A 13,485-nucleotide genomic window follows, 5' to 3' on the forward strand; every position below is an offset into this window, starting at 1 on the left:
AGAAAGATGTCTATTACATCTTAAAATATAGATACCTATTATTAAAAAATAATAGGTATCTATAAAATCAATTAATTATTTATTTTAGTTACTAAGCCGGCCCCCACTGTTCTACCACCTTCACGTATAGAGAATTTTAACCCTTCCTGCATAGCAATCGGTTTAATTAATTCCACTGTAAAAGTAGCATTATCTCCAGGCATAACCATCTGCTTATCAGCAGGCAATTTTATTGTACCAGTAACGTCTGTTGTTCTAAAATAGAACTGCGGACGATAGTCATTAGTAAATGGGGTATGACGCCCACCTTCTTCTTTACTAAGCACATATACTTCAGCTTCAAACTTATCATGCGGTTTTATGCTACCAGGTTTTGCGAGAACTTGTCCTCTTTCAACTTCTTCTCTTTTTGTACCGCGTAGTAATATACCGACATTATCTCCAGCTTGTCCTTCATCAAGTAATTTTCTGAACATTTCTACACCGGTACAGGTAGTTTTTTGCGTATCTTTTAGACCGACTATTTCAATTTCCTCACCTACCTTAATTATTCCTGACTCTACTCTACCGGTTACAACAGTACCTCTTCCTGAAATAGAGAACACATCTTCTATCGGCATTAAGAAAGGTTTATCCGTAGCTCTTACAGGCTGCGGTATATAGCTATCTACTGCATCCATTAACTCATTAATAGCTTTTTCACCTTCAGGCTTTCCTTCTAAAGCTTGAAGTGCAGAACCTTTAATAATAGGTATTTCATCACCTGGGAAACCATATTTTGATAATAATTCCCTTACTTCCATCTCTACTAGTTCTAATAGATCAGGATCATCCACCATATCTACTTTATTTAAGAATACTACCATAGCAGGTACACCTACCTGTTTTGCTAGTAATATATGCTCTCTAGTTTGCGGCATAGGACCATCAGCAGCAGAAACTACTAATATTGCACCGTCCATCTGAGCGGCACCGGTTATCATGTTCTTTACATAGTCAGCGTGTCCCGGACAATCTACGTGTGCATAGTGTCTATTTTTAGTCTCATATTCTACGTGTGCAGTAGAAATAGTTATACCTCTTTCTTTTTCTTCAGGAGCAGCATCAATTTGATCATACGCTGTAGCTTTTGCTCCACCTGTCTTAGCAAGTACTATAGTTATTGCTGCCGTTAAGGAAGTTTTACCGTGATCTACGTGACCGATCGTACCTATATTAACGTGCGGTTTAGTTCGTTCAAATTTTGCTTTTGCCATATTATTACTCTCTACAATTTTTTAGGTTTAATACAAGTTAATTTTTTATAAGTGCATTTTTTTGCTAAATTTATTTGTTACCACTATCTCTGGAGCGGGTGATGGGAATCGAACCCACACAGCCAGCTTGGAAGGCTGGGACTCTACCATTGAGCTACACCCGCATTGTGGCACTGTTAATAAAATAATTTCAAAGCTATTTTATTAACAGTGCTATATCAATTTTATTCAGATTTATAAATATATACACAATGAAATCTTTTAAAATAAAATGATATGATATGATATGCTTCCCTGAACCATTTAAGTGGTGGAGGGAGAAGGATTTGAACCTTCGAACGCTTACGCGGGCAGATTTACAGTCTGCTGCCATTGACCACTCGGCCACCCCTCCTAAAGAACTTAATACTGTATTAGTATAGACTAATTCACTGTAAAATACAATATATATATAATTAGTATTAGGACTTAATAAAACTTCTTGCCGAATCATCAAATAAACAAATAGCAGCTTGCACATTTATTTAGTTGTAACTTTCTATAATAAATAGTAGTTTCTGTCAAGAACAAATTACTGACGGTTTTCAATAAGATGCAAAATAAAAAACTTGATTCTAAAAATTGTTATTATATGTATGGGAAACATCCTGTATTTTCTGCTCTAAATAATCCAAAACGTCAAATTGAAAATATTTTATGCACTAGGGAAATTTTTGATACAAACAAAAAATTAATAGGTACTAGATCTTATGAAATTGTTAATAACGATATTTTATCTAAATTACTGGAAAACCAAACACATCAAGGAATAACTGCAAAAGTTAGACCAATTTTTTCTTACAATCTAGAGGACATAGATATAAAAAACCCAAAATGTAAAATTGCGATTCTTGATCAAATAACAGATACACAAAATATTGGAGCAATTATTCGTAGTGCCGCTGCTTTTGATATAAATGCTATAATATTACCTCAAGATAATTCTCCGAATGAAAGCGGCGGCATTGCTAAAGCGGCTTGCGGTACTTTAGAATTAATACCTATAATTAAAGTTACTAACTTACGCTCATGTATGAATTATCTTAAAAAACATGGCTTTTGGATTATAGGCCTAACAGGTTCTGCAAATGACTACTTTACCGATAAATTAATTTCCGACAAAATAGCATTAGTATTTGGCTCAGAAGATAAAGGCATGCGAAGATTAGTCGAAGAAACATGTGATTATTTAGCCAAAATCCTTATTTCTAAGAGAGTAGAAAGTCTTAATGTATCAAATGCCGCTTCTATAATTTTTCATTCATTACATAAATAATATTTTTAATAAATCAAATATTGTTTTTTATTTACTTCGATATAAATATTTAGTCTACTAAAATTAAAGTCATAAACTTTTATTATATCAATTAATTTGAGAGAAAAGTCATGAAAAGGGGACCAAATGAACAAATTATCGAGAGTTTTGAAAAGCAATTAGACATATTTATAAATGAACTTACAGAAGAAGAGATAACAACGGCTATATTAAACAATTTTTTTGATAAAGTGACAAATAACCTCAAGAATGAAAGATTAATTAATAATACTATATTTGATATATATCAAGGTAAAGCAGTAATTACTAAACCTATATATTCCGATTATATAGAATCTTCCGAACCTAAATATAACGAACATTGGCAAAAATTTTATAGTTTTAATCGTAATCTTATGATAGAAAGCACATTAGTATTTATTGCTAAGAATCTAAAAAAAGCTTTTTTAACAGACAAATTATATTATAGCTTTGCTAATTAGCCGAGCAATTAGACTTGAATGCAGTAAGTGATCATTTTATGAAAAAAATAGATAATTATATAACATTTAACAATTTATGAAAAATTACAGAACCGAAAGCGATTCTTTTGGAGAAATTCAAATAGAAGAAAAATTTTATTGGGGGGCTCAAACTCAAAGATCTTTAGAAAATTTTAAAATAGGCAAACAAAAAATGCCTGAAATTTTAATTCGTGCTCTTGCTATTTTAAAAAAATGTACAGCACAGGTTAATTATGAGCTTGGTTATTTAGAAGCTAAAATAGCTACAAGTATCGATAAAGCCACGGATAGAATCTTAGAAGGCGAATTTGAGGATAATTTTCCTTTAGTAGTTTGGCAAACAGGTTCAGGTACACAAACAAACATGAATATGAACGAGGTTATTGCCTCTATTGCTAATGAAGAATTAACAAGCAAGAAAGGCGGCAAATCTCCAGTACATCCTAACGATCATGTTAATAAAGGACAATCATCCAACGACTCTTTTCCAACCGCTATGCATATAGCAACCGTACTTGCAACTAAACAGCAACTTATACCAGCTTTGAATAATTTATTTACCTCTTTGCAAGACAAGTCAAAAGATTGGGATAAAATCATAAAAATAGGACGTACCCACTTGCAGGATGCAACTCCTTTAACTCTTAAACAGGAATTCTCCGGATATATTACACAAATAGAGTATGCTTTAGAACGCATAGAAGATGCACTAAAAAAAGTTTATCTACTTGCTCAAGGTGGAACAGCAATCGGCACAGGTATTAACTCAAAAATAGGCTTTGATATAAAATTTGCCGAGAAAGTGGCAGAGTTTACTAAACAGCCCTTTAAGACGGCTCCTAATAAATTTGAAAGTCTAGCTGCCCACGACGCACTAGTAGAATTTTCAGGAACTCTTAATACTATAGCAGTTAGCTTAATGAAAATAGCAAATGATATAAGACTGCTCGGCTCCGGTCCAAGGTGCGGTCTTGGTGAGCTGCATTTACCTGAGAATGAACCTGGTTCTTCGATTATGCCCGGTAAAGTAAACCCTACACAAGTCGAAGCTTTAACAATGGTGTGCAGTCAGGTGATGGGAAATCATGTTACGGTTACTATTGCCGGCTCAAACGGGCATCTTGAACTTAACGTATTTAAACCCGTAATAATATACAATATCCTACAATCTATAGAGCTGTTATCCGATAGCGTAAATAGCTTTGTTACTCACTGTGTTAAAGGATTAGAACCCAATATAGCACGCATTAATGATTTACGTGATAAATCGCTAATGCTTGTTACAGCTCTTAATCCGCATATCGGCTATGATAATGCCGCAAAAATTGCTAAAGAAGCACATAAGCACGGGATCACTTTAAAAGAAGCAGCTAAAAAACTCAATCTTTTATCCGAAGAAGAGTTTGATAAAATAGTAGTACCTGAAAAAATGGTTGGTCAATCCTAGATTTTAGATAAAGATATTAGTTTAAACTATTAATATTACTGTACAAAATCTTATAAATAGGATAATATTAAATTAGTCTATTTATTATATTATCTATGTGAAACAAAAACTCATTTCTCAAACCTCATACAACGTGTGCAAGACGGAGAGCAAATTACCATTTGTAAGCATAATACGCCGGTTGCAAAAATTATACCTATAACTCAAAAGCCTAAAATGGATAATATAGTAGAAAAATTCGCTGAATTTAGTAAGGGTAAAACATTAGCTCCTTATACTATTAAAGAGCTTAGAGATGAAGGTAGAAGATGAATAACCGCTCTTTTATATTAGACTGCTAATTATTGTATGAAGCATGGAGCTACATACCATATCTTTGGAAACTTGAAATAACTAATACACTATTAGTATCAGAAAAACGTAATAGATTACATATAGCAGATACAGTTAAATTTATAGATTTATATAATTCTATCCCCCTTAATATATCAAATTTTAATTTTTCTATACATGAAATTATACAAACTGCAAGAGCCAACAATCTTACTGCATATGATACAACTTATTTAACCCCGATTATGGATAAGAAATACATGGTTTATTAGGTTTAAGTTGGTAAGCAATAAGAGCAGAGAATAGAGAAGTAAAAAAATTAATAGGTGATCGATGTCTGGAAGGAGTAATATTAAAATTCTCTTTTATGTAGCCAAAAATGGTTTCGATAATGAATCTCTTCCTTAAAAGGATTTTATCCAAAAGAGGTAATAAATAGTTTTTCATATCCTTTCTTATTCCGGTAATTTTTATTAAACCTTGCTTATAAAGTTTTGTAAACATTTTTTCTGAAATAAACTCCTTATCATCATAACACTTACCTTTTAGACCTTTTTTGATAACCATTGCTTCAAATGCAATTCTGTCATCAACATTACCTTTGGTAATTTTAACAGCAATAATTTCTCCCTTATCATTGATTATCATATGAAGCTTGAATCCAAAAAACCAATCGACAGAACTACGTCCCATTTTTGCAAGATTATTAAAAGTTCTGTTAGAATTAATTCTGATATTTTTACATACTGCAAAATGTGTGGAATCTGCATAATAAATTCCCGTTCTTTTCCCACTTAAGTAATGTAACATCACAATCAATGGCAGAAATAATGAAGGAATAAGCTGAACAAATCTCTCATAACAAGGTGGATTCCTGAACAAATTACCATTAATAATAAAGTTTTGGTAATAAGCTTTTAAATGTTTATATGCACTAAAATGGTAAAAATCATTATTGAGAGTTCTTCACTTAAGGAAAGCTTACCTTCTCTAAATCTTTGCTTATTACTTTTCAGCAATTGATGTTTTACCCATTTCTCATAAATTTTACAAAATTTATCTACTATACAAAATATTGTAGTATATTTACACATGTTATTAAACCTTTATTTTACTCCTTCAGTGCCCTATTTATATAAGGTTTAATAACTCTTGCAACCTTCCTTCCTCTCTATTCCTTATCCATAATCGGGGTTAAATAACTTGCTTGAATCCCCCCTGTATCTATAGCAATTTGCTTATGAACTTGCAAAGAATTAAAATCTTTAGCTTTAAAATATGTTGTACCCTCAAAAGGATCTACCTCATATTTTGTTACTTTTAAGTCAAATTCTCTTGCTCTTGCTCCATGACCTCCTATTTCATGATTACCTACCATAATCCAAGATGTAGCAGTAAATCTTGTAATATAACTTAAGATCTTCATAGCTATATTATTTGAATCGGCAAATATAGCATCATCTAATTGACGGTAACCTTCAATCAATGACATAGCAGCATCGCTACTCGCTTTTGAGGACATATCTTTATCATAAGTAACTACATAGCTATAATTTTTTCTAGAATTTTCTTGAACTGTCATATCATCATCAATATTTGATGCATTTGCTAATACTGATGATGAATATAAAAGACAAGTAGCAATAGTTAAATTTAATTAAGTAGCCACGATATATACTATTTTAATTTGTAAAGTATTTTTTTAATATACCAAACGTAGGTATGTCCTTGACTTCTTTTGAAAATCCTCCTAATTTCTTAAATAATAGATATTAAATAATTTAAAATTTATGAATAAAATCTATCCTTCGGCTGAAACTGCTCTTGAAGGACTTCTTTATGACGGCATGACTATAATGTCCGGTGGCTTTGGTTTATGCGGTATTCCTGAAAATTTAATAAATGCACTTCTTAAAAGCAATGTTCAAAATTTAACAGTTATAAGCAATAATTGCGGTGTTGACAATTTCGGACTTGGGCTTCTTCTTCAAACTAAACAAATCAAAAAAATGATTTCTTCGTATGTCGGAGAAAATAAGATTTTTGCACAACAATATCTTGATAAAGTACTTGAGCTTGAATTAAACCCACAAGGAACTTTAGCTGAACGAATTAGAGCTGCTTGCATGGGAATTCCGGCTTTTTATACTAAAACAGGTATAGGTACAATCGTAGAGGAAGGTAAAGAAACAAAGGAGTTTAACGGCGAAAAATATATAATGGAAACTGCCCTTCAAGCCGACCTTGCTATTATTAAAGGCTTTAAAGCCGATAAAAGCGGCAACGTGATTTACAATAAAACAGCAAGAAACTTTAATGCAGTCATGGCAGGTGCCACTAAAGTTACGGTTTGTGAAGTAGAGGAAATAGTTGAGGTGGGAGAGCTTGACCCTAACAATATTCACACACCTAATATTTTTATACAAAGATTAATAGTAGGTGAAAAATATGAGAAACGTATTGAGCAATTAACTGTCAGGGAAAAATAAGATATGGCTTGGAGCAAAGAAGAAATTTATCAAATAACCGCAGAGGAACTTAAAGACGGGTTATATGTCAATCTTGGTATAGGTATGCCTACGCATGTAGCAAATTATATACCTAAAGGAGTGAATATAATATTTCAAAGCGAGAACGGTATGCTTGGTATGGGACCGTTTCCTTACGCAGGAGAGGAAGATCCTGATTTAATTAACGCCGGTAAGCAAACTATCACCGCTATTCCTGAAAGTAGCTATTTCGACAGTAGCTTTTCATTCGGGATGATTAGAGGTTCGCATATTGATTTAACTATTTTAGGGGCTATGCAAGTCTCACAAAAAGGCGATCTTGCCAACTGGACTATCCCAGGCAAAATGGTTAAAGGTATGGGAGGAGCTATGGATTTAGTCGCTAACACCAAAAGAATAGTTATTATAATGGAACATAACGCAAAAGACGGCAGTGCTAAATTATTAAAAGAATGTAGCTTTCCGTTAACAGGCAAAAAAGTAGTTAACAGAATAATTACCGATCTTGGAATTTTTGATATTGATAAAGATGAAATGATATTAGTTAGAAAGGCTGACGATGTTACTATTGAGGAAATAAAGTCTAAAACTGAAGCCGAGTTTATAGTTAATTTATAATATGGAGAATAAAATGGTTAAGGTAACCCCGATTATGGATAAGAAATACATGGTTTATTAGGTTTAAGTTGGTAAGCAATAAGAGCAGAGAATAGAGAAGTAAAGAAATTAATAGGTGATCGATGTCTGGAAGGAGTAATATTAAAATGTACAAGTTACGACTTAATCTGACAGAGTTGAGTAATCAGGCAGCTTGATGGGCAATCATCAAATTGTCTGATATTCTCTCTATATTACCAATATTTTTATCTATATTACCAATATTACCAATATTTTTATCTTTAGCAATATAAAGTGAATCTGTAAAAGATTGCATTGGTGTTTTACCAAAGCAATGTTTACCGGAATGAGGTCTTGCATTATTGTAACTCACAAGCCAGTTATCTATATCTGTTTGCAATTCATCAAGTGAATTATAAAATTTTTTGCGGAATAGAATGTGATAGCACTCTTCCTGCATAGTTTTATGGAAACGCTCACAGATACCGTTGGTTTGAGGACTATATGCTTTAGTTTTGGAATGATCGATATTCTCAATGCCAAGATATAGTTGGTAAGCATGGTTTTCTGGTTTTCCACAATATTCCGTACCTCTATCAGTTAATATTCTAAGCAGAGGGATATCATGGTTTGCAAAGAATGGAATAACCTTATCATTTAAGTGGTCTGCAGCTGTAATAGCCGTCTTTTCGGTATAGAGTTTACAAATAGCTACTCCTCAATAGGTATCGACAAAAGTTTGCTGATAAATACGGCCTATGCCTTTAATATTACCAACATAGTAAGTATCTTGTGAACCAAGGTAGCCAGGGTGCATAGTTTCTATTTCACCACTAGCTTCACGTTGGTTTTTAACTTTTTCAAGAACAGCAAGTTGATTATCACTTAAAACAATACCATCATTTGCTACTTTAGTCTCTAGAGCTTTTAGACGTTTTTTGAAACTTTCTAAATCATGACGTAACCACACAGATCTAACTCCGCCACCAGAAATGATTATCCCACTCTTGCGTAATTCATTAGCAGCACGTTCCTGACCAAATGCTGGAAATTCAACAGCTATATTAACTACAGCATCCTCTATATTTGCGGGCACACGATTCTTAATGCAAGCTTTACGTCTAGTCATCTCATATAGAGCTTCCCCCCTCCCCACCTTGATCATGGAGCTCTTTGTAACGATAAAATGTATCCCTGCTATAACCCATTACTTTGCAAGCTTGTGATACATTCCCTAATTGTTCAGCGAGTTTTAATAAACCGATTCTTGGCTTTATGATTTTTTCTTGATATGTTGTCATCTGACAGTCTCCTTTTTAGTAGGTTGTTAAAACTTGCCAGGTACTATCTTATCTTTTTTCTTCGTACCCAACAATCCTTAACTGTCAGATCAATTCTTTACTTTTACAATTAAACCTTGCTTATAAAGTTTTGTAAACATTTTTTCTGAAATAAACTCCTTATCATCATAACACTTACCTTTTAGACCTTTTTTGATAACCATTGCTTCAAATGCAATTCTGTCATCAACATTACCTTTGGTAATTTTAACAGCAATAATTTCTCCCTTATCATTGATTATCATATGAAGCTTGAATCCAAAAAACCAATCGACAGAACTACGTCCCATTTTTGCAAGATTATTAAAAGTTCTGTTAGAATTAATTCTGATATTTTTACATACTGCAAAATGTGTGGAATCTGCATAATAAATTCCCGTTCTTTTCCCACTTAAGTAATGTAACATCACAATCAATGGCAGAAATAATGAAGGAATAAGCTGAACAAATCTCTCATAACAAGGTGGATTCCTGAACAAATTACCATTAATAATAAAGTTTTGGTAATAAGCTTTTAAATGTTTATATGCACTAAAATGGTAAAAATCATTATTGAGAGTTCTTCACTTAAGGAAAGCTTACCTTCTCTAAATCTTTGCTTATTACTTTTCAGCAATTGATGTTTTACCCATTTCTCATAAATTTTACAAAATTTATCTACTATACAAAATATTGTAGTATATTTACACATGTTATTAAACCTTTATTTTACTCCTTCAGTGCCCTATTTATATAAGGTTTAATAACTCTTGCAACCTTCCTTCCTCTCTATTCCTTATCCATAATCGGGGTTATTTATTAACTGCCATACATGAAGGGCTTCCTATGGCCACTAACGATAAAGCATTAATCAAAGCATGTCATAATAACGGCATCCCGCTATTATATAGTGAATTAACTTGAATTACGGACAATTTCTATATCATCTTTTAATTTTTTAAACATATATACTCGTTTAATTTATTATAAGTATACCGTAAATGGATTAGCATTAGCGGTATTCACTATGCCCTTAAAAAAATAAAATATTTCTTATAAATCATCCCTAATTCAAGTTAATTCACTATAAAAGAAAATAATCCACATTTTTCATAAAAAGTTTATGGAAATTTCTAAATCTTTTATTATACTTAAACATTAATTATATAAAATAAATGTTAGATTATCATGGTTTTAAATATAAAAGCCCCTGAAAATATAGTATTAAAGCCGACCATTACGGTTTTCGGCGTTGGGGGTGCAGGTAGTAATGCAGTAAATAATATGATTAGTGCTAATCTGCAAGGTGCTAATTTTGTAGTAGCTAATACTGATGCACAATCGCTTGAACATTCTTTATGCACCAACAAAATACAACTCGGTGTTTCTACGACTAGAGGTCTTGGGGCAGGAGCTTCTCCTGAGGTTGGAGCACTTGCTGCTCAAGAATCAGAAAGCGAAATTCGTAGTTACCTAGAAAATAGCAATATGGTATTTATTACGGCAGGTATGGGCGGTGGTACAGGTACCGGTTCTGCACCAGTTATTGCACACATTGCTAAAGAACTAGGCATCCTTACGGTTGGGGTAGTAACTAAACCTTTCCATTTTGAAGGCGGTCATCGTATGAAAACTGCCGATAAAGGACTTATTGAATTACAGCAATTCGTTGATACTTTAATTGTAATACCGAACCAAAATCTATTCCGTATTGCTAATGAACAAACGACGTTTGCCGATGCTTTCAAAATGGCAGATGACGTATTACATGCCGGCGTTAGAGGAGTAACGGATTTAATGATTATGCCGGGACTTATTAATCTTGATTTTGCCGATATTAAAGCAGTAATGAGCGAAATGGGTAAAGCAATGATGGGTACGGGTGAAGCTAGTGGCGAAGATAGAGCTATTAAAGCGGCAGAATCTGCAATTTCAAATCCGCTGCTAGATCATAGCTCAATGTGCGGTGCAAGAGGTGTATTAATCAATATTACCGGTGGTTCCGACATGACCTTATTTGAAGTTGACAACGCTGCTAATAGAATTAGAGAAGAAGTAGATAACCTTGATGCTAATATTATTTTCGGTTCAACATTTAATCCGGAACTAAAAGGAATTATCAGAGTATCGGTTGTTGCTACAGGTATTGATACCGATAAAGTACCGATATATAAACCCGCAATAGCTGAAACTACCAATACAGTTCCTGAAGAAACTTATAATGAAGCTATAGCACAACCTACACAAATAGAAGAAATTCCTGATTTTAACAGCTACAGTACCGAAAATATTGAAATTACCGACTCTCCAATGAATCAAAATTTTATCGGAAATGAAAAAGAGCTAGGGTTACATGCAAATACTTTCAACAAATCTGAAGATGACTCACCAAAACCATCATTTTTAGGGAAAATATGGGGTTCTCTGCGTGCTTCAAATAATCAAACTTTAGAACGCAAAAACGTTGTTGTTAGTACTCTAGATCAAGATAATAAAGAATCTGATATTCATGAAATACCGGCTTTTTTAAGAAAGAAACGGGATTAGATTAGAATATGAATATAATTTCAGAACAGAATAAAAAAGAATTATTAGAAATAACTGAAAATTTTCCTGCAGATATTGCATCACTAATAAATTATATAAATAAAACATTTAAATGTCACATTCATGATTTATCTTTATCGGATCAAAAAGATTTAAAGTTTTTTATAGCAAAAAGCTTTGCAAATCAAACTGATGTTTGTAAAACTAAAGAACATGCTCAAAATTTTTTACAAGAGCTATGGGAAGATTTATTTGAAGAAATATTGGGAGATAAGCCTTTAATATAGTTTAGACATTGACGGAGCAACATACATGCCGAATTAGATTTTACCGAATTAAATCAAAATAATATGCTGAATACAAGATTTAGCGAAACCTCTCTTGATTTTAATTTAATAGAAACACTACCTAACTTTTCTAGTGATAAACAAAAATATAAAGCTGAACTAGTTTTTACAGAATTAAAACAAAATAATTTTGCAAATATATATTTGGAAAAACAGCAATATAACTCTCAAAGTATTCTTATTTCAAATATACAAAATAATCACAATAATTACATATTATTTCCTAAAATTATAAACCTTGAAGAACAAGTTACCATAGATGTATTAAATAATTTATTATTATTAGGTGCTAATAATAAATGTAATTTTTTTGAATCCAATAACAGATCAGAAATATATTTTAGATTACCTAATAATGAAAGGCTTGCCATGAAAGTTTTTAGTTTAAATAATCAGCCTATATTAAAAGAAAATAAATTTGAAAATGCTATATTATTTTTAAGTAAAAAAATAAACGAAAATGGTGATGTTGACTATAATGAAGGCTTTAGTGCTGATATAGCCGATGGCAAATATAAATTCTTCTTATATAACTCCTTTAGGCGAGATAATGGATTTGAATTAAAAAAATAATAATATGATAAACAAAATTATACTACTTCTTACATTATGTTTTTTAAATACTCATTTACTAGCTAATAGCGATAAGCGGTTAAAAGATATTGCACTCTACCCTACCGCCCACTTGAAAATCAAAAGCGTTATGTAATTCATTTACCTACAGAACCTAATGAGGAAAGGTTGAAAGTAGAATTACAAGCTACAAAAGATGCAATGAAAGATTGTAATCGTGTTTGGTTGCGGTAAGCTGGAAACAAAAACTTTAGAAGGTTGGGCATATAATTATTATGTAATCGATCAAGTTAGCGATCACCCTGCTAGTACAATGATGGCATGCCCAAACGTAAAAGCAACCATACAACCGGTTAGTGTATTTTTAGGCGATGAAACATTTTTAAGATATAATAACAAACTACCTATCGTAACCCCGATTATGGATAAGAAATACATGGTTTATTAGGTTTAAGTTGGTAAGCAATAAGAGCAGAGAATAGAGAAGTAAAGAAATTAATAGGTGATCGATGTCTGAAAGGAGTAATATTAAAATTCTCTTTTATGTAGCCAAAAATGGTTTCGATAATGAATCTCTTCCTTAAAAGGATTTTATCCAAAAGAGGTAATAAATAGTTTTTCATATCCTTTCTTATTCCGGTAATTTTTATTAAACCTTGCTTATAAAGTTTTGTAAACATTTTTTCTGAAATAAACCCCTTATCATCATAACACTTA

At 32.3% G+C, this 13,485-nt stretch carries 15 protein-coding genes, 2 tRNA genes and 2 pseudogenes; 11 read left to right on the plus strand and 8 right to left on the minus strand.

Translation table 11 applies throughout. The features are described from left to right. Nucleotides 1-71 precede the first annotated feature (71 nt). From tuf to RMONA_RS06885, 3 genes are all read right to left on the minus strand, one after another. On the minus strand, nt 72-1,256 hold the full coding sequence (gene tuf / locus RMONA_RS06875; RefSeq protein ID WP_023507966.1) for an elongation factor Tu: 1,185 nt from the start codon (nt 1,254-1,256) through the stop codon (nt 72-74). A gap of 90 nt (nt 1,257-1,346) precedes the next feature. Continuing rightward, a tRNA-Gly gene (locus tag RMONA_RS06880) sits at nt 1,347-1,420 on the minus strand. A gap of 144 nt (nt 1,421-1,564) precedes the next feature. Next, nucleotides 1,565-1,650: transfer RNA gene (locus RMONA_RS06885), tRNA-Tyr, on the minus strand. 198 nt (nt 1,651-1,848) lie between these two features. On the opposite strand from RMONA_RS06885, the gene rlmB reads away from it, so the two are divergent. From rlmB to RMONA_RS06905, 4 genes and pseudogenes are all read left to right on the plus strand, one after another. After that, nucleotides 1,849-2,571, plus strand: coding sequence for a 23S rRNA (guanosine(2251)-2'-O)-methyltransferase RlmB (rlmB, locus tag RMONA_RS06890; RefSeq protein WP_023507965.1), 723 nt, complete (start codon nt 1,849-1,851; stop codon nt 2,569-2,571). A 110-nt stretch (nt 2,572-2,681) separates the two neighbouring features. Continuing rightward, nucleotides 2,682-3,133: pseudogene (locus RMONA_RS06895) on the plus strand (hypothetical protein). Next, complete coding sequence (gene fumC, locus RMONA_RS06900; protein ID WP_023507963.1) at nt 3,130-4,521, plus strand: class II fumarate hydratase; 1,392 nt, start codon at nt 3,130-3,132, stop codon at nt 4,519-4,521. Before RMONA_RS06895 ends, fumC begins: the two are co-directional and overlap by 4 nt. A 66-nt stretch (nt 4,522-4,587) precedes the next feature. Continuing rightward, nucleotides 4,588-4,833 carry a type II toxin-antitoxin system Phd/YefM family antitoxin gene (locus RMONA_RS06905; RefSeq protein WP_037231560.1) on the plus strand — a complete coding sequence of 82 codons (246 nt, stop codon included), beginning with the start codon at nt 4,588-4,590 and terminating at the stop codon, nt 4,831-4,833. A 264-nt stretch (nt 4,834-5,097) separates the two neighbouring features. Here the strand turns inward: RMONA_RS06905 and RMONA_RS06915 are convergent, their stop codons facing one another. Beyond that, nucleotides 5,098-5,751 (minus strand): IS982 family transposase, encoded by a 654-nt coding sequence (locus tag RMONA_RS06915; RefSeq protein WP_339325421.1) that lies wholly within the window; start codon nt 5,749-5,751, stop codon nt 5,098-5,100. A gap of 274 nt (nt 5,752-6,025) precedes the next feature. After that, entirely contained in the window at nt 6,026-6,436 is a 411-nt protein-coding gene (locus RMONA_RS06920; RefSeq protein ID WP_023507958.1) for a hypothetical protein, read from the minus strand. 208 nt (nt 6,437-6,644) lie between these two features. Here RMONA_RS06920 and RMONA_RS06925 point away from each other — a divergent pair, with 208 nt between their 5' ends. Continuing rightward, the gene (locus RMONA_RS06925) at nt 6,645-7,343 is read left to right on the plus strand and encodes a CoA transferase subunit A (protein ID WP_023507957.1); all 699 of its coding nucleotides are present in this window, start codon (nt 6,645-6,647) and stop codon (nt 7,341-7,343) included. A gap of 3 nt (nt 7,344-7,346) precedes the next feature. Next, the gene (locus RMONA_RS06930) at nt 7,347-7,982 is read left to right on the plus strand and encodes a 3-oxoacid CoA-transferase subunit B (RefSeq protein WP_023507956.1); all 636 of its coding nucleotides are present in this window, start codon (nt 7,347-7,349) and stop codon (nt 7,980-7,982) included. 184 nt (nt 7,983-8,166) lie between these two features. Here RMONA_RS06930 and RMONA_RS08905 read toward each other — a convergent pair. Together RMONA_RS08905 and RMONA_RS06950 are read right to left on the minus strand one after the other, a co-directional pair. Beyond that, nucleotides 8,167-9,283: pseudogene (locus RMONA_RS08905) on the minus strand (IS481 family transposase). Nucleotides 9,284-9,372: 89 nt separating this feature from the next. Then, on the minus strand, nt 9,373-9,729 hold the full coding sequence (locus RMONA_RS06950) for a transposase (protein WP_052701310.1): 357 nt from the start codon (nt 9,727-9,729) through the stop codon (nt 9,373-9,375). Between the two features lie 760 nt (nt 9,730-10,489). Here RMONA_RS06950 and ftsZ point away from each other — a divergent pair. The 5 genes from ftsZ to RMONA_RS10640 all read left to right on the plus strand — a co-directional run bounded on the left by ftsZ (nt 10,490) and on the right by RMONA_RS10640 (nt 13,216). After that, complete coding sequence (ftsZ, locus tag RMONA_RS06955; RefSeq protein ID WP_023507954.1) at nt 10,490-11,848, plus strand: cell division protein FtsZ; 1,359 nt, start codon at nt 10,490-10,492, stop codon at nt 11,846-11,848. Between the two features lie 8 nt (nt 11,849-11,856). After that, complete coding sequence (locus RMONA_RS06960) at nt 11,857-12,135, plus strand: hypothetical protein (RefSeq protein ID WP_023507953.1); 279 nt, start codon at nt 11,857-11,859, stop codon at nt 12,133-12,135. A 63-nt stretch (nt 12,136-12,198) separates the two neighbouring features. Then, nucleotides 12,199-12,768 (plus strand): hypothetical protein, encoded by a 570-nt coding sequence (locus RMONA_RS06965; protein ID WP_023507952.1) that lies wholly within the window; start codon nt 12,199-12,201, stop codon nt 12,766-12,768. A gap of 135 nt (nt 12,769-12,903) precedes the next feature. Continuing rightward, on the plus strand, nt 12,904-13,002 hold the full coding sequence (locus RMONA_RS11040; RefSeq protein WP_082068285.1) for a hypothetical protein: 99 nt from the start codon (nt 12,904-12,906) through the stop codon (nt 13,000-13,002). Next, nucleotides 12,986-13,216: an ecotin family protein gene (locus RMONA_RS10640; protein ID WP_023507951.1), complete on the plus strand. Its 231-nt coding sequence runs from the start codon at nt 12,986-12,988 to the stop codon at nt 13,214-13,216. Before RMONA_RS11040 ends, RMONA_RS10640 begins: the two co-directional genes overlap by 17 nt. Here the strand turns inward: RMONA_RS10640 and RMONA_RS11045 are convergent. After that, nucleotides 13,188-13,448: a transposase gene (locus RMONA_RS11045; RefSeq protein WP_023507776.1), complete on the minus strand. Its 261-nt coding sequence runs from the start codon at nt 13,446-13,448 to the stop codon at nt 13,188-13,190. The two genes, RMONA_RS10640 and RMONA_RS11045, sit on opposite strands and share 29 nt — an antisense overlap. Between the last annotated feature and the right edge of the window lie 37 nt (nt 13,449-13,485).

The organism is Rickettsia monacensis (assembly GCF_000499665.2).
In the GTDB taxonomy this organism is placed as follows: domain Bacteria; phylum Pseudomonadota; class Alphaproteobacteria; order Rickettsiales; family Rickettsiaceae; genus Rickettsia; species Rickettsia tamurae.